The 21,895-nt window shown below is 59.5% G+C and carries 18 protein-coding genes; 12 read left to right on the forward strand and 6 right to left on the reverse strand.

The window, feature by feature from the left end; all coding sequences use genetic code 11:
- The first annotated feature begins 51 nt into the window (after positions 1–51).
- On the forward strand, positions 52–1,119 hold the full coding sequence (locus AC1DVE_RS02775; protein ID WP_477783783.1) for a Fic family protein: 1,068 nt from the start codon (positions 52–54) through the stop codon (positions 1,117–1,119).
- Between the two features lie 65 nt (positions 1,120–1,184).
- On the opposite strand, the gene AC1DVE_RS02780 is transcribed toward AC1DVE_RS02775, so the two are convergent.
- Positions 1,185–3,113, reverse strand: coding sequence for a transglycosylase SLT domain-containing protein (locus AC1DVE_RS02780; RefSeq protein ID WP_223454495.1), 1,929 nt, complete (start codon positions 3,111–3,113; stop codon positions 1,185–1,187).
- 215 nt (positions 3,114–3,328) lie between these two features.
- Here AC1DVE_RS02780 and AC1DVE_RS02785 point away from each other — a divergent pair, with 215 nt between their 5' ends.
- A complete protein-coding gene (locus AC1DVE_RS02785) occupies positions 3,329–5,248 on the forward strand; it encodes an ATP-binding cassette domain-containing protein (RefSeq protein ID WP_223454493.1) in 1,920 nt (639 codons plus the stop codon).
- A 119-nt stretch (positions 5,249–5,367) separates the two neighbouring features.
- Here the strand turns inward: AC1DVE_RS02785 and AC1DVE_RS02790 are convergent, their stop codons facing one another.
- Positions 5,368–5,811 carry a universal stress protein gene (locus AC1DVE_RS02790; protein ID WP_477783711.1) on the reverse strand — a complete coding sequence of 148 codons (444 nt, stop codon included), beginning with the start codon at positions 5,809–5,811 and terminating at the stop codon, positions 5,368–5,370.
- Positions 5,812–5,915: 104 nt separating this feature from the next.
- Between AC1DVE_RS02790 and AC1DVE_RS02795 the strand changes: the two genes are divergently transcribed.
- The 7 genes from AC1DVE_RS02795 to AC1DVE_RS02825 all read left to right on the forward strand — a co-directional run bounded on the left by AC1DVE_RS02795 (position 5,916) and on the right by AC1DVE_RS02825 (position 14,419).
- Complete coding sequence (locus tag AC1DVE_RS02795; RefSeq protein WP_223454490.1) at positions 5,916–6,353, forward strand: hypothetical protein; 438 nt, start codon at positions 5,916–5,918, stop codon at positions 6,351–6,353.
- Positions 6,354–6,977: 624 nt separating this feature from the next.
- Entirely contained in the window at positions 6,978–9,125 is a 2,148-nt protein-coding gene (gene fadB / locus AC1DVE_RS02800; RefSeq protein WP_223454488.1) for a fatty acid oxidation complex subunit alpha FadB, read from the forward strand.
- 29 nt (positions 9,126–9,154) lie between these two features.
- Positions 9,155–10,330 carry an acetyl-CoA C-acyltransferase FadA gene (gene fadA / locus AC1DVE_RS02805; protein ID WP_008023006.1) on the forward strand — a complete coding sequence of 392 codons (1,176 nt, stop codon included), beginning with the start codon at positions 9,155–9,157 and terminating at the stop codon, positions 10,328–10,330.
- 99 nt (positions 10,331–10,429) lie between these two features.
- A complete protein-coding gene (locus tag AC1DVE_RS02810) occupies positions 10,430–10,666 on the forward strand; it encodes a DUF1653 domain-containing protein (RefSeq protein WP_007986363.1) in 237 nt (78 codons plus the stop codon).
- 114 nt (positions 10,667–10,780) lie between these two features.
- Positions 10,781–13,408 (forward strand): type I DNA topoisomerase, encoded by a 2,628-nt coding sequence (topA, locus tag AC1DVE_RS02815; RefSeq protein ID WP_477783712.1) that lies wholly within the window; start codon positions 10,781–10,783, stop codon positions 13,406–13,408.
- Positions 13,409–13,566: 158 nt separating this feature from the next.
- Positions 13,567–14,091: a DUF6586 family protein gene (locus AC1DVE_RS02820; RefSeq protein ID WP_223454485.1), complete on the forward strand. Its 525-nt coding sequence runs from the start codon at positions 13,567–13,569 to the stop codon at positions 14,089–14,091.
- A 94-nt stretch (positions 14,092–14,185) separates the two neighbouring features.
- Positions 14,186–14,419, forward strand: coding sequence for a hypothetical protein (locus AC1DVE_RS02825; RefSeq protein ID WP_223532593.1), 234 nt, complete (start codon positions 14,186–14,188; stop codon positions 14,417–14,419).
- Positions 14,420–14,512: 93 nt separating this feature from the next.
- Here the strand turns inward: AC1DVE_RS02825 and sulA are convergent, their stop codons facing one another.
- Together sulA and lexA are read right to left on the reverse strand one after the other, a co-directional pair.
- Entirely contained in the window at positions 14,513–14,989 is a 477-nt protein-coding gene (gene sulA / locus AC1DVE_RS02830; protein WP_223454483.1) for an SOS-induced cell division inhibitor SulA, read from the reverse strand.
- Between the two features lie 10 nt (positions 14,990–14,999).
- Positions 15,000–15,608, reverse strand: a complete 609-nt coding sequence (gene lexA, locus AC1DVE_RS02835; RefSeq protein WP_223454480.1) for a transcriptional repressor LexA — start codon at positions 15,606–15,608, stop codon at positions 15,000–15,002.
- A 229-nt stretch (positions 15,609–15,837) separates the two neighbouring features.
- Between lexA and AC1DVE_RS02840 the strand changes: the two genes are divergently transcribed.
- The 3 genes from AC1DVE_RS02840 to AC1DVE_RS02850 all read left to right on the forward strand — a co-directional run bounded on the left by AC1DVE_RS02840 (position 15,838) and on the right by AC1DVE_RS02850 (position 18,464).
- Complete coding sequence (locus AC1DVE_RS02840; RefSeq protein WP_150724705.1) at positions 15,838–16,545, forward strand: TetR/AcrR family transcriptional regulator; 708 nt, start codon at positions 15,838–15,840, stop codon at positions 16,543–16,545.
- A gap of 158 nt (positions 16,546–16,703) precedes the next feature.
- Positions 16,704–17,714: a beta-N-acetylhexosaminidase gene (nagZ, locus tag AC1DVE_RS02845; protein WP_223454478.1), complete on the forward strand. Its 1,011-nt coding sequence runs from the start codon at positions 16,704–16,706 to the stop codon at positions 17,712–17,714.
- Positions 17,715–17,726: 12 nt separating this feature from the next.
- A complete protein-coding gene (locus AC1DVE_RS02850; protein ID WP_214381989.1) occupies positions 17,727–18,464 on the forward strand; it encodes an S-methyl-5'-thioinosine phosphorylase in 738 nt (245 codons plus the stop codon).
- A 144-nt stretch (positions 18,465–18,608) separates the two neighbouring features.
- On the opposite strand, the gene AC1DVE_RS02855 is transcribed toward AC1DVE_RS02850, so the two are convergent.
- Positions 18,609–21,302 (reverse strand): SNF2-related protein, encoded by a 2,694-nt coding sequence (locus tag AC1DVE_RS02855; RefSeq protein ID WP_477783713.1) that lies wholly within the window; start codon positions 21,300–21,302, stop codon positions 18,609–18,611.
- Between the two features lie 11 nt (positions 21,303–21,313).
- The gene (locus AC1DVE_RS02860) at positions 21,314–21,892 is read right to left on the reverse strand and encodes a CsiV family protein (RefSeq protein WP_223454474.1); all 579 of its coding nucleotides are present in this window, start codon (positions 21,890–21,892) and stop codon (positions 21,314–21,316) included.
- Positions 21,893–21,895 lie beyond the last annotated feature (3 nt).

Raw genomic sequence — 21,895 nt, forward strand, 5'->3', positions numbered from 1 at the left:
CCGAAAGGTTCGGGCAATATGGCGGTCTCAGTGACGAGCCAGGATGAGGAAATGAACCGATATCAACCGCCGTTGACGTTGACCACAAAAATACTCGCGTTGATCGCAGAGATCAGTGAGCAGATTGGTCAGCTTTCGGCTGTGGATGATTCTCGTCAGACACCTCAGTTACGGCGCGGCAATCGAATTCGAACGATTCAGGCTTCATTGGCAATCGAAAACAATACGCTCAGCATTGAACAAGTGACCGCCGTTCTGTCGGGGCAGCGCGTCCTGGGTTTACCTCGGGAAATCCAGGAAGTGCGTAATGCCTTTGCTGCCTACGAATCGATGCCGGGCTGGCAGCCGGGCAGTCGAGTCGACCTGCTTCGGGCGCATGAGCTGTTAATGCATGGGCTGATCGACGATTTCGGACGGTTCCGGCGCGACGGCGTGGGAATTTGTCGTGGCGAACGATTGGTTCATATGGCTCCGCCTCCAAGTCGCGTTGCGCATTTGATTGATGATTTGCTGGCATGGGTGGACGCCTCGGATTGGCATCCGTTGATTATCAGTTGTGTATTCCATTACGAGTTCGAGTTCATTCACCCGTTCGCAGATGGCAACGGCCGCATGGGACGTCTTTGGCAGACGCTGATGCTTAGCCGGTGGCGTCCGATATTGGCTTATCTGCCCGTCGAAGCTGTTATCCGGGATCAACAGGATGCCTACTATGCAGCGTTGTCCGAGGCGGACCAGAAGGCCGAGTCGACGCCTTTTGTCGAGTTTATGCTTCAGGCCTTGAGCGTGGCGCTCAAGGAAGCGTCACGGAGCGAGTCAGTAACCGACCAAGTAACCGATCAAGTAACCGACCAAGTAGCGAGGCTGCTTTTGGTGCTTGAAGGGACTGAGCCGCGCAAAGTAAGCGAGTTGATGGCAGAAGTGGGATTGGCTCACAAGGCGACTTTCCGGGCTAACTATCTGAAACCGGCATTGGGTAAAGGATTGATTGAAATGACTCATCCCGACTCGCCCAATAGCCCGGCCCAACGATATCGATTGACCGAATATGGCAAGCAATCTGCAAAAAAACGGAGCAGTGTCGGCGCTCCCGAAACCTATAGGCTGCCCCTGATTTGACCCGTCAATAAAAATGCCCGCATCAATCGATGCGGGCATTTTTGTCGGCGAGTTAAATCACTACATTATTGATCATCAAAATACCGCTCATGCCAATCCACGATCGGCTGCGGTGAGTTGAGCTTCGCGCCATAGATCACCGAATACGACAGCACGTTTTGCACGTACTGGCGGGTTTCGTCGAACGGAATGCTTTCTACCCACACGTCAAAACTCAAGTGATCCGCACCGCGCAGCCATTGGCGCACGCGGCCCGGGCCGGCGTTGTAGGCGGCGGAGGCTAGGACGCGGTTGCCGTTGAACTGGCTGTGCACCTGGCTCAGGTACGCAGCGCCGAGCTGGATGTTCTTGTCCGGGTCGAACAGTTGCTGTGGCGAGCTATAGGGAATGCTGAACTTGCGTGCGGTTTCCTTGGCGGTGGCGGGCATCAGTTGCATCAGGCCCGAGGCGCCGACCCCGGAGCGGGCGTCGTCCATGAACGCACTTTCCTGGCGGGTGATGGCGAACGCCCAGCTCGGATGCAGGCCGCGATTCTTCGCTTCACGCACCAGGGTGTTGCGGTGAGCCATCGGGAAGCGGATATCCAGGTCATCCCAATACTGCGCCTGACTGATGGTGCGGATCGCCGGGAAGTACCATTTCAGGTCGTAGGCCAGTTTGGCCTGGGCGACCATTTCGTCGCGGCTGAAGTGACGGCTGACGTAGTACCACTCGCGCCGACCATCGACGATCTGCCCGCGGGCGTGCAGCTCCAGGGCACGGCGCACGCCGGGCGTGTTGCGCACCTTGTTGATGGTGGCCTGGCTGAGTACCAGCGGTTTGTTGAGCAGCGAGTAGGGCGACTGTGAGCGATCGGCGGCGAGGAAACCATAGAAGTCGCGTTCGCGGGCCAGGCTTTTATAGAGCGTCTGCGCTTCCGGATTCTGCGGTTGCGCCAGTTCCAGGCTACGAGCCTGCCAGTAACGCCAGCGGTTGGTGGTGGCCAGGTCCTGGGGCAGGCGGCGGGTCAACTGGTAGGCATCCTCCCAGCGCGCCAGGCGCAGGAGTAGGCGCAAGCGCCATTCGGAAACTGTGTTGTCACGCAGTTCCGGGTCGTATTTGGTCATGACGTCCAGTGCGCGGCCGTCGAAACGTTTGGCGAGGGTCAGCCCGATTTCCCGGGCGATCGCCACTTTTTCATCCCGGGAGAAATGCATGCTGCTGGCGTAGCCGTCGAGCAGGTCCATGGCCTTGTCCGGGTCCTGGCGAGCCAGGCGGCGCAGGCCGAGGCTGACCACGTCGGACATGGCTTCATCGGCCGGGGTGAAGCGTGATGGCTGGTTGAGCAGTTCCGGTTTCTGTGCCACGTCCACCAGCAAGCGACCGCGAGGGGCGAGGGTGGTCATGCCGTTGACCAGGCTGTTGGCCAGCGGATAGTTGCGCGCCTGGGCGGCGAGTTTGGCGCGTTCCCAGCGTTTTTGCTCGGTCAACTGGCCATCGGCGGCCCACATGCCGAACAAGGCATCGCAGGCGTCGGGCTGGGATTTCCCGGTCAACCAGAGCTTTTCAGCGTTGGCATAACCTTCGGCTTTGAGGTTGTGGCTGATCTGGTACTGCGCGTTCAGGCAGTCCAGTTCGGTAAAGTTCATTTTCGGGTCGTAGTACTTGACGAAGGTCGCCCAGTCGCCCCGGTCCGCCAGCCAGCGTAACCAGCGTAGTTTCATCCAGTTGGCTTGGGGCAGGTCGCCGTGTTCGGCGAGGAACTTCTCGATTTCGGCGTTGCTCGCGGATTTAAGCCGCGCGGTCAACTCGTCGTAAGCCAGGTAGGGTTCCAGCGGATAATCGGCGAGGGCCTGGCTGTAACGGAAATACGGGCCGCTATCGCCCTTGGCCAAGGCGCGTTTGGCTTCATCGTAATACTGGCGTTGGGTGGACAGGTCCACCGCCTGGGCGGATTGGACGGCAGCGGCAGACAGTAAAAAAGCAGATAAAAGATTGAAAAGGCGACTGCGCATGAGACGTCCGGGCAGAGAAAAATCATGACAAGCGCGGGCCAGGCCCGCGCTGAATTGTCTGTAGCTTAGCCTTTTGCCAGCAGCCGGTGAAAGCTTTGCGGGTCTTCCCGCGTCAGTTCGCAACATTTGTCATGCAGAGTGCTACGAGAGTGAAATTGCCGGCCTTCTGAAGGCTCAAGTCAGGTAGAATGCGCGCCCGGTTTTTGGAGAAGCTCATGACCCTGCTCAAATTCAGCGATGTGTCCCTTGCTTTCGGCGCTATGCCGTTGTTGGACAAGGTGTCCTGGCAGATCGCCCGTGGTGAGCGGGTGTGCATCATCGGCCGCAATGGCACTGGCAAGTCCAGCATGATGAAGCTCGTCAAGGGCGACCAGAAGCCCGATGACGGCTCCGTTTGGCGCGCACCAGGGCTCAAGATTGGCGAATTGCCGCAAGAATTGCCGGTGGCCGACGAGCGGACAGTATTCGACGTGGTGGCCGAAGGCCTGGACGGCGTTGGCGCCTTGCTCGCCGAATATCACCACCTGAGCCAGAACATCGTCACCGACGCCGATCTGGACAAGCTGATGCACGTCCAGCACGACCTCGAAGCCCGCGATGGCTGGCGCTTGCAGACCCTCGTCGACAGCACCTTGAGCCGCCTGCAACTGCCGGCCGACAAGACCCTCGCCGAGTTGTCCGGCGGCTGGCGTCGTCGCGTCTTGCTGGCCCAGGCCCTGGTGTCCGAGCCGGACCTGCTGCTGCTCGACGAACCGACCAACCACCTGGACATCGGTGCCATCGCCTGGCTTGAAGAAGCGCTGAAGGATTTCCAGGGTGCCGTGCTGTTCATCACGCACGACCGTTCTTTCCTGCAGAACCTGGCAACCCGCATCCTCGAACTGGATCGCGGCGGCCTGATCGACTGGAATGGCGACTACGCCAGTTTCCTGGTGCACAAGGAAGCTGAACTCGCTGCCGAAGCCACTGCTAACGCGCTGTTCGACAAACGCCTGGCCCAGGAAGAAGTATGGATTCGCCAGGGCATCAAGGCCCGTCGTACCCGTAACGAAGGTCGTGTCCGTGCACTGAAAGCCTTGCGCGTCGAGCGCAGCGAGCGTCGTGAGCGTACCGGCAAGGCCAACATTCAGCTGGATACCGCTGACAAGTCCGGCAAGCAGGTCATGGTGCTCGAGAATGTGAGCTTCGCTCACCCGGGCGGCCCGTTCCTGATCAAGGATTTCTCCATGGTGCTGCAGCGCGGCGACCGTATCGGTCTGCTCGGCGCCAACGGTACCGGCAAGACCACGTTGCTGAAGCTGATGCTCAGCGGCCTGCAACCGACCAGCGGCAAAGTGGAAGAGGGCACCAGGATCGATGTCGCCTACTTCGACCAGTTGCGCCATCAGCTGGACCTGGAAAAAACCGTGATCGACAACGTGGCCGAAGGTCGCGACTTCATCGATATCGACGGCCAGAGCCGCCACGTGCTGAGCTACCTCGGCGACTTCCTGTTCAGCCCGCAGCGTGCCCGCACGCCGGTCAAGGCGCTATCCGGTGGTGAGCGTGCCCGTCTGTTGCTGGCCAAGCTGTTCAGCAAGCCGGCGAACCTGCTGGTACTCGACGAACCGACCAACGACCTCGACGTCGAAACCCTCGAATTGCTCGAAGAGGTTTTGCTGACCTTCAACGGCACCGTATTGATGGTCAGCCACGACCGGGCATTCCTCGACAACGTGGTCACCAGCACCCTGGTCTTCGAAGGTGAAGGCAAGGTTCGCGAGTACGTCGGTGGCTATCAGGATTGGCTGCGTCAGGGCGGCTCGCCGCGCCTGCTGGGCGTGACCGAGAGCAAGTCCGGCAAGGCCGACCTGAACTCCGCGGTTGTCAAGGCTGAACCTGCGCCGGTTGCGGCAGTCGTCGAAGCGCCAGTGGCGAAGAAAAAGCTCAGCTACAAGTTGCAGCGCGAGCTGGAAGCGTTGCCGGGGCAGATCGAAGCCATGGAACAGCAGATTGCCGCCGTTGAGGCACAGATGGCCGATGCCGGCTTCTATCAGCGTCCAGCTGCGGAAACCGCTGCGGTGATTGCTCAGCTGGAGCAGTTGCAGGCTGAACTCGACATCATGGTCGAGCGTTGGGCCGAGCTGGATGCCTGATTGATCCGGTAACAAAAAAAGCCCGGCGTTCAGTGATGAGCGCCGGGCTTTTCATATGCAACACAATCTGCGGATTGCTGTAGATCCAATGTGGGAGCGGGCTTGCTCGCGAAGGCGGTTTAACGTTCAACGAATGGGTCGACTGCCGCAAGCACATCGCAAGGCGCGCCATGCAGCACGTCATTGGCGGTGGAGCCCAGCAGCAGTGCCAGGCCGTGCCGGCCATGGCTGCCCACCACGATCAGATCGCATTGCTGTTCCTTGGCGAAGTGATGGATTTCCTGGCGTGGCTGGCCGTAGGTGAGGTGGCAATTGGAGCTCTCAAGCTCTGAGTATTTGTGCTTCAGGCGTTCAAGGCGCTCCTTGGCCTGATCGAACTGCTGTTGTTGCAGTTGTGACAGGTCCATTGGCACGTCGCCGCCGAAGGCCATGGCCATCGGCTCGACAATGTGCACCAGCGACAATTTCGCGCCGTTGCTCACCGACAGTTCGCGAGCGCGGTGAATCACAGGGTCGCACTCTTCGGTCAGATCTACAGCGACCAGAATATGGTTGTAGGGCATGAGGTGCTCCTCCTGAGGGATGCAATATTGGTAAGTATGGCTGGTTTCAAGCGCATTGGTTCCAAAGTGACACAATGGGCTCATTCAAATTCGGGAGTACAGATATGACGGTCTGGATAGTGGTGTCAATCCTGCTGGTGGTGCTGAGTCCGCTGGCATGGTTGCGACCGTCGCGAGTTCAGAGCGGGCGCATAGCCTTGCGGATGGAGGCCCGGCGCATTGGCCTGGCCATGCAACTGGCACCTCAGGAGTGGCCGCACTGGCTGAGCCAGGAGCCGCCGAGCCCCTGCGCCCAGTACCATCGCCCGCGGCGTGGCAATCAGCCGGCGTGCTGGAGTTACTGGCAAAAATCACCGGGTGTCTGGGTCAATCAATGGCAGGAAATCTGTGAAGATCGGTCGCTGCTCGATCATTTCGAAAAGTTGCCGGGCAATGTCTTCAAGGTCGAGGCTGACAAGCAAATAATCGCCTTGTATTGGGGCGAGAAGGGCGAGGCCGAGGTGTTGCAACAGATCGATGCCACCCTCAAGGCACTCGCCTGACACCCCACCCTCTGTAGGAGCAGCCGGTCGACGCTCGATTGCTCGCGATAAACCTGAGGGCTCCGCGGGGTGTCAGGCTAACAGCGTCATCGTTGACGTTCATCGCGAGCAAGCTCGCTCCTACAGGAATCATCAGGCAATAAAAAGCCCGACAAAATCATCGGGCGGGGTTGGCCAGGCAGGCCGGTAAAATGGTGTGGGCTGATCTTACGCTGGGCATTCGCCAAAGCGTTCAACTTTTTCCCTCGGTTCCGCCAGCGTAGCTTGTTAAACACGGGCTGCAGCGAATTAGGGCGACTTTTCTAACAATTGATTCTATGAATGACCTTGCATGCTTCGGCGTGTTTAAGGTCTTCGCAGTACGGAAATGACCGGAAAGTCGCGTTTCAACCCGTTTTTCAGGCGATTGACAATTGTCGGAAATTCCGTGAAGGTGACGTACCCAAATCAAACGGGCGTATGAATTGAGCGTTTGTATTTCAGACCGCTCCTACAGAATCCCGACTATCGCGTTGGCGGGTGTGCCGGGGGAATGGGCGTAGCATTGACGATCAACGTCCCTGCCAAGCCATTCGCCTGCGTCCGACGTGTACTGTTCAGCTTCCATATCGTGGAGATCAGTTGATGATTTACGAAGGTAAAGCCATCACGGTTAAGGCTCTTGAAAGTGGCATCGTCGAACTCAAGTTCGACCTCAAGGGTGAGTCCGTCAACAAGTTCAACCGTCTAACCCTGAACGAACTGCGTCAGGCTGTAGACACCATCAAGGCAGATGCTTCGATCAAGGGCGTGATCGTCAGCAGTGGCAAGGACGTATTCATCGTCGGCGCCGACATCACCGAATTTGTCGACAACTTCAAGCTGCCGGATGCAGAACTTGTTGCTGGCAACCTCGAAGCCAACAAGATTTTCAGCGATTTCGAAGACCTCAACGTCCCGACCGTAGCCGCGATCAACGGCATCGCGTTGGGTGGCGGTCTGGAAATGTGCCTGGCGGCGGACTACCGCGTCATGTCCACCAATGCCAAGATCGGTCTGCCGGAAGTCAAGCTGGGCATCTACCCGGGCTTCGGCGGTACTGTGCGCCTGCCGCGCCTGATCGGTGCCGACAACGCCATCGAGTGGATTGCCGCCGGCAAGGAAAACCGTCCTGAAGATGCGCTGAAAGTCGGCGCCGTCGACGCAGTGGTTGCTCCTGAGCAGCTGCAGGATGCCGCGCTGGAACTGATCAAGCGCGCCATCTCTGGCGAGTTCGACTTCAAGGCCAAGCGCCAGCCGAAGCTGGAAAAGCTCAAGCTGAACGCCATCGAACAAATGATGGCTTTCGAAACCGCCAAGGGTTTCGTGGCCGGCCAGGCTGGCCCGAACTACCCGGCGCCGGTTGAAGCGATCAAGACCATCCAGAAAGCTGCGAACTTCGGTCGCGACAAGGCGCTGGAAATTGAAGCTGCCGGTTTCGTCAAGCTGGCCAAGACCTCTGCTGCGCAGAGCTTGATCGGCTTGTTCCTGAACGATCAGGAACTGAAGAAAAAGGCCAAGGCCTACGACGAAATCGCCAAGGACGTGAAGCAGGCCGCCGTACTGGGCGCCGGCATCATGGGTGGTGGTATCGCCTATCAGTCGGCTTCCAAAGGCACGCCGATCCTGATGAAGGACATCAACGAGCACGGTATCGAGCAGGGTCTGGCCGAAGCCGCCAAACTGCTGGTTGGCCGCGTTGATAAAGGTCGCATGACCGCCGCGAAAATGGCTGAAGTGCTCAACGGCATTCGTCCAACCCTGTCCTACGGTGATTTCGGTCACGTGGACCTGGTGGTGGAAGCTGTCGTCGAGAACCCGAAGGTCAAACAAGCGGTACTGGCTGAAGTTGAAGACCAGGTCAAGGAGGACACCATCCTGGCGTCCAACACCTCGACCATTTCCATCACCTTGCTGGCCAAAGCCCTCAAGCGTCCGGAAAACTTCGTCGGCATGCACTTCTTCAACCCGGTGCACATGATGCCGCTGGTTGAAGTGATCCGTGGCGAGAAGTCCAGCGAACTGGCCGTAGCGACTACCGTTGCCTACGCCAAGAAAATGGGCAAGAACCCGATCGTCGTCAACGACTGCCCGGGCTTCCTGGTCAACCGCGTCCTGTTCCCGTACTTCGGCGGTTTCGCCAAGCTGGTCAGCGCCGGTGTGGACTTCGTCCGTATCGACAAGATCATGGAAAAATTCGGCTGGCCGATGGGCCCGGCCTACCTGATGGACGTGGTCGGCATCGACACCGGTCACCACGGTCGTGACGTGATGGCTGAAGGCTTCCCGGACCGCATGAAGGACGACCGTCGCTCGGCCGTCGACGTGCTCTATGAAGCCAAGCGCCTGGGCCAGAAGAACGGCAAGGGCTTCTACGCCTACGAGACCGACAAGCGCGGCAAGCAGAAAAAAGTGGTCGATCCTTCGGTACTGGAAGTGCTCAAGCCGATCGTTTACGAGCAGCGCGAAGTCACCGACGAAGACATCATCAACTGGATGATGATCCCGCTGTGCCTGGAAACCGTGCGTTGCCTGGAAGACAGCATCGTCGAAACCGCTGCCGAAGCCGACATGGGTCTGGTCTACGGTATTGGTTTCCCTCCATTCCGTGGCGGTGCACTGCGTTACATCGACTCGCTCGGTGTGGCAGAGTTCGTTGCCCTGGCTGACCAGTACGCTGATTTGGGCGCGCTGTACCACCCGACCGCGAAGCTGCGCGAAATGGCCAAGAACGGCCAGAGCTTCTTCGGTTAAGCGCCCCCAACTAGAGTGAGAGTGAACTTATGAGCTTGAATCCTAGAGACGTCGTGATTGTTGACTTCGGTCGTACTCCGATGGGCCGCTCCAAGGGCGGCATGCACCGCAACACCCGCGCCGAAGACATGTCGGCGCACCTGATCAGCAAACTGCTGGAACGTAACGTCAAGGTCGACCCGAACGAAGTCGAAGACGTGATCTGGGGCTGTGTGAACCAGACCCTGGAGCAGGGCTGGAACATCGCGCGCATGGCGTCGCTGATGACCCAGATCCCGCACACTTCGGCCGGCCAGACTGTCAGCCGCCTGTGTGGCTCGTCCATGAGTGCTCTGCACACTGCTGCACAAGCGATCATGACCGGCAACGGTGACGTTTTCGTGGTTGGTGGCGTCGAGCATATGGGTCACGTGAGCATGATGCACGGTGTCGATCCGAACCCGCACATGTCGCTGTACGCGGCGAAAGCCTCGGGCATGATGGGCCTGACCGCGGAAATGCTGGGCAAGATGCACGGCATCACTCGCGAGCAACAGGACGCTTTCGGCGTGCGCTCCCACCAACTCGCCCACAAGGCGACCGTGGAAGGCAAGTTCAAAGACGAAATCATCCCGATGCAGGGCTACGACGAGAACGGTTTCCTGAAAACCTTCGACTACGACGAAACCATTCGTCCGGAAACCACCCTGGAAAGCCTGGCGGCTCTCAAGCCAGCGTTCAATCCAAAGGGCGGCACCGTGACAGCCGGTACCTCGTCGCAGATCACCGATGGTGCCTCGTGCATGATCGTGATGTCGGCGCAGCGTGCACAGGACCTGGGCATTCAGCCTCTGGCGGTGATTCGCTCGATGGCGGTGGCAGGTGTGGATCCGGCAATCATGGGCTATGGTCCAGTACCGGCCACACAAAAAGCACTGAAGCGCGCGGGTCTGGGCATCTCCGACATCGACTTCTTCGAGCTCAACGAAGCTTTCGCCGCACAGGCCCTGCCAGTGCTGAAAGATCTGAAAGTGCTCGACAAGATGAACGAGAAGGTTAACCTGCACGGCGGCGCGATCGCCCTGGGCCACCCGTTCGGTTGCTCTGGTGCGCGTATCTCCGGCACTTTGCTCAATGTGATGAAGCAGAATGGCGGTACCTTCGGGGTAGCCACCATGTGCATTGGTCTCGGCCAAGGCATCTCCACCGTCTTCGAACGCGTTTAAGCGTCTCGTTGATGGAAGCCGGGGCCAAGTGCCCCGGTTTTTGTTTTTCCGGATTTATTTTTGTTTTTATTTTGAAAAAATTTCAGTGAGGGCCAAAGCATGCCGATACAACCTGGGCTCTACCAACATTACAAAGGTCCGCAGTACCGCGTATTCAGTGTTGCGCGGCATTCGGAAACCGAAGAAGAAGTGGTCTTCTATCAAGCCCTGTATGGCGATTACGGCTTTTGGGTGCGTCCCTTGAGCATGTTCCTGGAGTCCGTCGAGGTTGACGGCGAACAGGTGCCACGCTTTGCTTTGGTGCAGGCCGAAGAAAGCCTTTTTACCAAGCCATAAGCTGAGTTCGCGCAAAACCCTGCGCTTGACCTCACCTTGTTGCCACTATATATAGCGGTGCCGCGTCAGGCGCCAATCGCCTTTCACTTCTCGAATTCAGGAATTTTCTGATCCATGGGCAAATCGCTGGTCATTGTGGAATCCCCGGCTAAGGCCAAGACCATCAACAAGTATTTGGGCAACGAATACGTGGTGAAGTCGAGTATCGGCCATATCCGAGACCTGCCCACCAGCGGTTCGGCTAGCGCCAGCAAAGAGCCAGCCGCCAAGCGCGGCAAGGCTGCTGCGGGTGAAGTGCCGGCACTGTCGCCGAAAGAAAAAGCGCGCAAGCAGCTGGTCGCGCGCATGGGTGTCGATCCGGATCACGGCTGGAAAGCCAAGTACGAGATCCTCCCGGGCAAGGAAAAAGTCATCGAAGAGCTGCGCCGGCTCGCCAAAGATGCTGACACCATCTATCTCGCAACCGACTTGGACCGCGAGGGGGAAGCCATTGCCTGGCACCTGCGCGAAGCCATCGGTGGTGACGACACCCGCTACAAGCGCGTGGTGTTCAACGAAATTACCAAGAAGGCGATTCAGGAAGCCTTCTCGAAGCCAGGCGAGCTGGATATCGACCGCGTCAACGCCCAGCAGGCGCGTYGCTTCCTCGACCGCGTCGTGGGCTACATGGTTTCGCCGCTGCTGTGGGCCAAGATCGCTCGTGGCTTGTCCGCCGGTCGCGTGCAATCGGTTGCGGTGAAGCTGGTGGTCGAGCGCGAACGTGAAATCCGCGCGTTCATCCCGGAAGAGTACTGGGAAGTTCACGCCGACCTCGGCACCGCCAAAGGCGCGACCGTGCGTTTCGATGTGGCCCGCGAGAAAGGCGAAGCCTTCAAGCCGCTCAACGAAACCCAGGCGATGGCTGCGCTGGAGAAGCTCAAGTCTTCCAGCTACAGCATCGTCAAGCGCGAAGACAAACCGACCAGCAGCAAGCCGTCGGCGCCGTTCATCACCTCCACCCTGCAACAGGCCGCGAGTAACCGCCTGGGCTTCGGTGTGAAGAAAACCATGATGATGGCCCAGCGTTTGTACGAAGCCGGCTACATCACCTACATGCGTACCGACTCCACCAACCTTTCGGTTGATGCCGTGGCGATGGCGCGTACCTATATTGAAGGCGAGTTCGGCAAGAAGTACCTGCCGGAAACCCCGAACGTCTACAGCAGCAAGGAAGGCGCACAAGAGGCTCACGAAGCGATTCGTCCGTCCGACGCCAATACCGAGCCAAGCAAGCTGTCGGGCATGGAGCGTGACGCTGAGCGCCTCTACGAGCTCATCTGGCGCCAGTTCCTCGCTTGCCAGATGCTGCCGGCGCAATACCTGTCGACCACGGTCACTGTGGGCGCCGGCGACTTCGAGCTGCGCGCCAAGGGCCGCATCCTGAAGTTCGACGGTTACACCCGCGTCATGCCGCAAATCGCCAAGCCAGGCGATGACGACGTACTGCCGGACATGGCCCAGGGCGACGCGATGAAGCTGATCAAGCTTGATCCGACCCAGCACTTCACCAAGCCGCCGGCACGTTACTCGGAAGCCAGCCTGGTAAAAGAAATGGAAAAACGCGGCATCGGTCGTCCTTCGACCTATGCGGCGATCATTTCGACCATCCAGGACCGCGGCTATGTGGCGCTGCACAACCGTCGTTTCTACTCGGAAAAGATGGGCGACATCGTCACCGAGCGTCTGGCTGAGAGCTTCTCCAACCTGATGGACTACGGCTTCACCGCCGGCATGGAAGAGCACCTCGATGACGTGGCCCAGGGCGAACGTGACTGGAAAAACGTGCTCGACGAGTTCTACGGTGACTTCAAGAAGAAACTCGAAGTGGCCGAAAGCCCGGAACACGGCATGCGTGCCAATCAGCCTGTCATGACTGACATTCCGTGCACCACTTGCGGCCGGCCGATGCAGATTCGTACCGCATCGACTGGTGTGTTCCTCGGTTGCTCGGGCTACAGCCTGCCGCCGAAAGAGCGCTGCAAGGCCACCGTCAACCTGGTGCCGGGCGACGAGATCGCTGCGGACGACGAGGGTGAATCGGAATCGCTGGTGTTGCGTGGCAAGCATCGTTGCCCGATCTGCAGCACGGCGATGGATGCCTACCTGCTCGATGAAAAGCGCAAGCTGCACATCTGCGGTAACAACCCGGATTGCGATGGCTACGAAATCGAAGAGGGCACTTATCGCATCAAGGGCTATGAAGGTCCGAGCCTGGAGTGCGACAAGTGTGGCAGCGAGATGCAACTCAAGACCGGCCGTTTCGGCAAGTTCTTCGGTTGCACCAATGCCACCTGCAAGAACACCCGCAAACTGCTGAAGAGCGGTGATGCGGCGCCGCCGAAGATGGATCCGGTGAAGATGCCTGAGCTGAAATGCGAAAAGGTCAACGACACCTATATTCTGCGCGACGGTGCGTCCGGCCTGTTCCTGGCGGCCAGCCAGTTCCCGAAAAACCGCGAGACCCGTGCTCCGCTGGTGATGGAAATCGTCCCGCACAAGGATGAGATCGATCCGAAGTATCACTTCCTCTGCGAAGCACCGAAGAAAGATCCGGATGGCCTCCCGACTGTGATTCGTTACAGCCGCAAGACCAAGGAACAGTACGTGCAGACTGAGGTTGACGGTAAGCCGACTGGCTGGAAGGCGTTCTACGACGGCGGCAAGTGGACGGTCGAAGACAAGCGTCCGGCTGCGAAGGCGTAAAGCGTCGCAGCACTGAAAAGGCCGCATGAGAACCTTCGGGTTTTCATGCGGCCTTTATTGTGCTCCTGCAAAAAAAGGGGGGCTTGCGGTTGGATCGGCTGATCCACGACACTGTCCAACCTGCATGAAGCAATTATTTCGTTGTGGAGGCTGCCGTCATGGCCCACGAACTGTATACCCGCACCAATCAGAAGATTTACTTCGCCGGCTTGTCGCTCGAAGCGCTGGCCCGCACTGAAGAAGGGCGGGCGATGAATTCGCTGGCGCTGATCCAGGCTGGACGCGAATCCGCGCTGTTTCACCTGTACGGCGCGCTGTTGGGTCTGTGTCACGAAATCGCCGGCTTCTATCGCTTGCCTCAGGCCAATGCGCCCCGTGCAGAGTTGTTGCTGACTCGCGAGGTGCTGGAAACCATCGCCATTCCGGAAATGGCTGAGCTGGTCGAGTTGGCCAGTAACCCGGAGACCTGGCTGGCCAAGCTGTTGGCAGCCCATGCTGCGCTGTTTCAGCCGCCGCGCGCGCCCCACAAGCCGAAAGGGGACGTGACCCAGCCGCTGATTCAGGCTGTCAATCTGGATGAAGAGGAGGCGCCGCAGGAGCTGAGTCGTGAGGAGCTGGAGAGCTGGCGCCAGAATCTGAAGGGGTTGGCGATCCGCTTTCGCGAAGGCCTGAACGAGTGCTGACAGAAACAGTTTTGGGATGACATCTGGTCAAGATCCCAAGCGAAGCCCGCGCGATGCCTATATAATCCCCGCCTTTCGTGGAGAACAGTCCTTTATGCCAACGTCCTTTCTAGAAATTGTCGAGTTGCCAGACGGCCGTATCGAGCTGCGCAGGGCTGAGGACGAGGGTTCTCTGGTTACTTTGGATTTCTCCGAGGACGCCAAGGCATTTCTGCAAGGGCAGCACGTGGAAGTCGCCAAGGCGATGTTGAGCGTCGGTGTACAGATGGCCGGTCGCTTGGCTGAAGGCGAGTTCGACAAGGAAGAGGGGGCGCGGGTGCTTCATTGATCCCCGTCTGTCGTTTTTCTTGATATCGCTACTCATCGGCTTCTCTGTCCCTGGAGAAGCCTCACGCGGTGAATCACGCGTTTTGTCCGCCGGTTAACCCAGTCGAATATTCAGGCTCTGAGCGTCCCCGGTGCGGGCGGCGCTGATCAGTTGTTGCCGCGATTGGGGGCTCAACGGGTTGATCCAGCTGACCACAGTGTGGCTACGACCCAGGCGCAGGGCTTCGCAGGTCAGTTGCTGGGCGCTCTGGGTACCCCGCGGTTGCAGCAACAGAATGCGCTCGCGGTTGAGGCCAGCATCGCGCAACCAGGCTTGAGTCAGGCTGGCGGGCGGCGCGATCAGTGTCAGCCAGCGTGCGTCCTGGTCCTGGCTCAATTCCCTGAGGATCGGTGCCAGAAGGCTCAGGCAGTTCCCGGCTGCACCACGCAGTGACAGCTCGCTGAAAACGTCAGGTTCGGCGCTCCAGGGGGACTCGACTACGTCTTTCAGGATCGGCGCCAATGGCTGTGCCATGAACGCTTCGAACAAAGGCAGTTGGGTTTGCTGTGGTGATGGCTGTGGGAACTGCATGGAGCCTCCTTTAGCGGCGAATGACGCCGACACTCAAGCCTTCGATCACCAGTTCCTGGTCTTGAAGGTTCACTTCAATGGGGGCGAACTCGGGGTTCTCGGCGATCAGCCAGACTTTGCTGCCGTCACGCTTGAAGCGCTTGACGGTCACTTCGTCGCCGATTCGCGCCACCACGATCTGGCCGTTACGGGCTTCGCGGGTGGTGTGGACCGCCAGCAGGTCGCCGTCGAAAATGCCGATATCCTTCATGCTCATCCCATGGACGCGCAGCAGGTAGTCGGCGCGCGGATGGAAGAAGGCAGGATTGATGTTGCAGGACTCTTCGATGTGTTGCTGCGCAAGAATCGGGGCGCCGGCTGCGACCCGGCCAATGATCGGCAGGGTGGCGTCGTCGGCCTTGGCTTCGAAGCCGGGGATGCGGATGCCACGGGAGGCGCCAGGCGTCATCTCGATTGCACCCTTGCGGGCCAGTGCCTTGAGGTGTTCTTCCGCCGCATTGGGTGACTTGAAACCCAGTTCCTGAGCGATTTCCGCACGGGTGGGTGGATATCCGTTGTCTTCCAGGCAGCGTTTGATGAAAGCCAGAATCTCTGCTTGTCGTGGCGTCAGCTTTAGCATATTGATCGCTCTGTTTTTTTATACAGTGACTGGGATTATATACAGTGAGACGGTCTTGGCAATGCTCCATTTTTCAGTCGCCGCCGGACGGTCAATCAGTCAGTGGATTGAAGCTTCGCCGTTGTGTGGTTAAATGTCTGACCGACCATTCCCGAAACGAACTGCCAGACTTGACAATGCACAGGCTGAAACGTATGTTTCAAACAAGTGTTTGTCAGGCGGAGTAGCCATGGCCCAGTCGGAAACCGTTGAACGCATTCTTGATGCAGCCGAGCAGTTGTTCGCGGAAAAAGGTTTCGCCGAAACCTCGTTGCGCCTGATCACCAGCAAGGCGGGTGTCAACCTGGCGGCGGTGAACTATCACTTCGGTTCCAAGAAGGCGTTGATTCAGGCGGTTTTCTCGCGGTTCCTCGGGCCGTTCTGCATCAGTCTCGATAAAGAGCTGGAGCGGCGTCAGGCCAAGCCCGACATCAAGCCTACTCTCGAAGAGTTGCTGGAGATCCTCGTTGAACAGGCACTGGTGGTGCAGCCGCGCAGTGGCAACGACCTGTCTATCTTCATGCGTTTGCTGGGACTGGCGTTCAGTCAGAGCCAGGGGCACTTGCGTCGTTATCTGGAAGACATGTACGGCAAGGTGTTTCGCCGCTACATGATGCTGGTCAACGAAGCGGCGCCACGCATTCCACCCATCGAACTGTTCTGGCGCGTGCACTTCATGCTGGGTGCGGCGGCGTTCAGCATGTCCGGTATCAAGGCCTTGCGGGCGATTGCCGAAACCGATTTCGGCGTGAACACCTCTATCGAGCAGGTCATGCGCCTGATGGTGCCATTCCTGGCTGCCGGCATGCGTGCCGAGTCCGGTGTGACGGATGCGGCCATGGCAACTGCCCAGTTGCGTCCACGCAGCAAATCGACACCGGTTGCCGCCAAGGTTTAACCGCACACGGGTGGGCGCGGCAGCTGACATCCGCTAAGCTAGCCGCCCATGCCGACTCTCGTTCTGAACCCGTTTCCCACTGATATCGCCGATCTGCCGGGCACAGCGCCTGGCGGCGAATCCGTGTGGGCCGGGTTATCTGTTATCAAGGAATTTTTATGACTGCTGTCTTGCAAGGCTCGTTGATGGTGGACGTCGCCGGTACCTGGCTGACGGCTGAAGATCGCCAATTGTTGCGCCAGCCCGAAGTGGGTGGCCTGATCATCTTTGCCCGTAACATCGAGCATCCACGTCAGGTGCGTGAATTGAGTGCGGCAATCAGAGCCGTTCGTCCCGATCTGCTGTTGGCGGTGGATCAAGAGGGCGGCCGCGTGCAGCGCCTGCGCCAGGGTTTCGTGCGCTTGCCCGCCATGCGCGCCATTGCCGACAACCCGAACGCCGAATACCTGGCCGAGCAGTGCGGCTGGATCATGGCGACCGAAGTGTTGGCCGTTGGCCTGGACCTGAGTTTCGCCCCGGTGCTCGACCTGGATTACCAGCGCAGCGCCGTAGTTGGCACCCGTTCGTTCGAAGGTGATCCCGAGCGCGCTGCCTTGCTCGCGGGTGCATTCATCCGCGGCATGAACAGCGCCGGGATGGCCGCCACCGGCAAGCATTTCCCTGGCCATGGCTGGGCCGAGGCTGACTCCCACGTCGCGATTCCCAACGACGAACGCAGCCTCGACGAGATCCGCGCCAATGACCTGGTGCCGTTTGCCAAACTGAGCAAGCAACTGGCCGCCGTCATGCCGGCCCACGTTATTTATCCACAAGTCGATTCGCAGCCCGCCGGTTTCTCCCGCCGCTGGTTGCAGGACATCCTGCGCGGCGAGTTGCAGTTCGACGGGGTGATTTTCAGTGATGACCTGTCCATGGCGGGCGCTCACGTGGTCGGCGATGCCGCCAGTCGTATCGAAGCGGCGCTGACTGCCGGTTGCGACATGGGCCTGGTGTGCAACGACCGCGCTGCCGCCGAACTGGCCCTGAGCGCTGCGCAACGCCTGAAGGTCAAGCCGTCCGAGCGTATTGCGCGGATGCGCGGCCAGTCGTTTGCCAACGTCGAATACCGTCAAGACCCGCGCTGGCTGGCCGCTGTCGGCGCGCTCAAAGAAGCTCAATTGATTGATTAAGGACTGTTCGTTATGACGGTTTACGCGATTATCGGTGGCACTGGCCTGACTCAACTCGAAGGCCTGAGCATTCGTCAATCCTTGGCGGTGGACACGCCTTATGGCGCACCTTCGGCCGACGTGCAGATCGGCGAGTATGCCGGCAAGGAAGTGCTGTTCCTCGCACGTCACGGTCATCCGCATCGTTTTCCGCCGCATCAGGTCAACTACCGCGCCAACCTCTGGGCGCTGAAGCAGGCCGGTGCCGAAGCCATTCTGGCGGTCAACGCCGTGGGCGGCATCCATGCTGCCATGGGCACCGGGCATTTCTGCGTGCCGCATCAGTTGATCGACTACACCAGCGGTCGTGAGCACACCTACTTTGCCGATGACCTGGAGCAGGTCACCCATATCGACTTCAGCTACCCCTACAGCGAACCGTTGCGCCAGCAATTGATTGCGGCATTGGCAGCGGAAGGTGTGGGCTACAGCAGTCATGGCGTGTATGCCTGCACTCAAGGGCCGCGCCTGGAGACAGTAGCTGAAATCGCCCGGCTGGAGCGCGACGGCTGCGACATCGTCGGCATGACCGGTATGCCGGAAGCGGCCCTGGCCCGCGAACTGGAACTGGATTACGCCTGTCTGGCGCTGGTGGTGAACCCGGCGGCGGGCAAGTCGACGGCGGTGATCACCATGGCCGAGATCGAGCAGGCGTTGCATGACGGCATGGGCAAGGTGAAATCGACATTGGCGCGGGTGCTCAAGGGCTGAGCCAGGCCCTATACCGAGTCGCTCCCTTCGCGAGCAAGCCCGCTCCCACATTTGATTTGTGTTTAACCTCAACAGTGGAGGCAACACAAAAACACTGTGGGAGCGGGCTTGCTCGCGAAGACGCCGGTTCTGGCGCCGAAAGTCTCAGCGTTTTTCGAGGTTTTCCGGCAGCGGCGCAAACAGCGCTTCAATATCATCGCTCTGCAGTTTCCAGTCCCCGGCCTTGCGGCCATCCAGCACGCCGGCCGCGAGGTCGGATTTTTCCTTTTGCAGGTGCTGAATCTTTTCTTCCACCGTGCCGCGCGCAATCAATTTATAAACGAACACCGGCTTCTCCTGGCCGATGCGATACGCCCGGTCGGTCGCCTGGTTTTCCGTCGCCGGGTTCCACCACGGGTCGTAATGAATCACCGTGTCTGCTTCGGTCAGGTTCAGGCCAACGCCACCGGCCTTCAGACTGATCAGAAAAATCTGACGCTTGCCGCTCTGGAATTCCTTCACCGGTGTGCGGCGGTCGCGGGTCTGGCCGGTCAGCAGGGCGTAGGCCACGCCGCGTTTGTTCAGTTCGTCTTCGATCAGCGACAGCATCGAGGTGAACTGCGAGAACAGCAGGATCCGCCGACCTTCCTCGAACAACTCCTCGAGCATTTCCATCAGGCTGTCGAGCTTGCCCGACGTGCTGCCACGGTTTGGCAGGGTTGCCTCGTTGACCAGGCGCAAGTCGCAGCACACCTGGCGCAGCTTGAGCAGTGCTTCGAGAATGATGATCTGGCTGCGGGCCACGCCTTTACGGGTGATCTCGTCGCGGACTTTCTTGTCCATGGCCAGGCGCATGGTTTCGTACACGTCGCGCTGGGCTTCGTTGAGTTCGACCCAGTGGATGATCTCGGTTTTCGGCGGCAACTCGGTGGCCACCTGTTCCTTGGTGCGGCGCAGCAGGAAAGGTTTGATCCGGCCGTTGAGGTGCTGGAGCCTGACCTCGCTGGTGCGTTTTTCAATCGGTACGCGGTAATCGCGGTTGAAGCTTTTGACGTCGCCCAGCCAGCCAGGCAAGAGGAAGTGAAACAGCGACCACAGTTCACCGAGATGGTTTTCCAGCGGCGTGCCGCTCAGGCACAGGCGCTGCCGGGCATTCAGTTCGCGGGCAGCCTGGGCGGCCTTGCTGGTCGGGTTCTTGATGTATTGCGCTTCGTCCAGCACCAGTATGTGCAAGGGCTGCGCCGCCAGGCGTTCGACATCCTTGGGCAGCAACGCATAGGTGGTCAGGATCAGGTCGTAATCGGCCAACTTGTCGAAGTGCTTTTTGCGGCTGGCACCGTATAGCGCCAGTACCTTGAGCTGCGGCGTAAAGTGCGCCGCTTCGTCGAGCCAGTTGGGGATCAGGCTGGTCGGCATTACGACCATGCACGGCCGATCGAGGCGGCCGGCGTTTTTCTCGCTGAGCACGTGCGCCAGTGTCTGCAGGGTTTTGCCCAGGCCCATGTCGTCCGCGAGAATTCCACCCACTTCCAGTTGCCGCAGCGATTGCATCCAGCTCAAGCCTTCGAGCTGATACGGCCGCAGCGTCGCATTCAGGCCGTCCGGGGCGGTGGCCGTGTGGTCCTTGATGTCACGCAGGCGCTGGGCAAGGGTGCGGATCTGTTCGCCACCCTCCCAGAGCAGTGGCATGTCTTCCAGCGGGTTCAGGCGCGTGGCATCGGCCTTGCTCAGGCGCAGCGTGGTGTCGCCGGGTTCCTGCAGGTAGAACTCGCCGAGGGTGGCCAGCACCGGCTTCAGGCGGCCGAAGGGCAGGGCGACTTGCAACGGGCCGTACTCGGAGTTCGGGCGGTTGGGGATGTTGACCAGGATCAGCTCGTCGTCGCGTCGTCGGGCCAGGCGTTCCGGGTTGAGGATTTCGGTGTGCGAGCGCATCAGATTGAGCAGGATCGGCAACAGGCTCAGGCGTTCGCCATTGACGATGATCCCCAGTTCCAGATCGAACCAGTCCCGCTCCGGAGCCTGTTCGACCGTGGCGTACCAGTCGTCTACCGCGGTCAGGTCGAAACCGAAGTCCTCGTCGATCTGTAGTTCCCAGCCCTGGGTGCGCAGCTTCGGCAGTTCATTGAGGGTAAAGGTCAGCCAGGCGCTGTCATTGACCATCTCGAACAGCTCGCCGGCACTTTCCGGCAAGGCCTTGCTTTGCCGGGTGGCGACTTTGAAGCCGAGGATTCGCAATTGTTCCCGGTAGGACTGTTCCACTTCCGGGTGGCGTTTTATTCGCAGCGTTTGGGTTTCCTGGCGAATCAGAATATCGGTGTTTTTCTGCCCGGAAACGTACTCGTCCAGATAACTGAAAGACAGCGCCGCGCGATGCTGGATGTAACGCTGCATTCGACCGTTGCGCGGTTCGAACGCGCTGAACTCGATGCTGGCCAGCCACAGGCGCGGTACCGGTTGCACATTGTCCACCAGCACTTGCGGCGGGGCTTTCGGGCTGCGGTTTTCCAGGACTGCCTGGAGTTTTTCCAGGAGTTCAGCGTCTTTGGCGGCAGCGGGGTAGTCGAGGGTTTCCTGCACTTGCAGGAGCACTGCTGCGCAGTGTTTGCAGTTGTTGTGGACCGGGCACGAGCAAGTTGCATCGACCATCAGCAAAGTGCCTTTGGCTGACTCGCGCAGGCGAATGGTCTGACGGTAGACATTGCCGCCCGAGCCCTCGCAGGCGGCGATGATCGTGGCGTCGCCGGCCTCGACGATCCTGACGCGGTTCTCCAGCGCGTAACGACGACCACGCTCCAGGCTCTGTTCTTTGAATCGGCTGACCCAGGACGGTGCCAGGGGTTTGCTCAGGGTCGCGGACATAGAGACTTCAATCAGTCCGGAATTTCTTCGGGAGCTGCTCGGGGTGCGGGAGCGGTCAGCGAGGTGATCTTGATCAGCAGGCCGAGGTGACCGTTGTCGAGGAAGTTCAACTGGCCGTTCTTGGTGTGGCTTTCCTGTTTCAAGCGCTCGCTGGCAGTCACCATGCCATTGGCATCGATCTGATTGACCCAGAAATCGGCGTCGACGTCGGTAAAGCGTCCCAGCGTCATGTTCAATGTGCCCTCGATCGGGAACTGACCATACTGTTCCTTGCCGTCGCTGATCGCCACTTTGCTGGCAGTTTCGCCGAGGGGCTGTTGCCAGGCCTTGTGCAGCAACACCGTGTAGTCGGCGCTGCTGGTGAGTTTTTCCACCTCGCCATTCAGGCTTGGCGTGCGCAGGCTGTCGGGGCTGACGGGTTGGGCACCCGCCGCCCAGTCTTCCGGCGCAGCGCGGCTGACAATCGCCGGCACGGCGTTTTGACGGACCAGAATCATTTCGACCTGATACAGGTCATCGGCAAATGCCGTGGGTGCGACCAGTGCTGGCATCAGCAGGGTCAGCAAGGTCAGTGAGCGAAACAGGCGCATGCG

Source organism: Pseudomonas sp. P4_B4 (assembly GCF_056402255.1).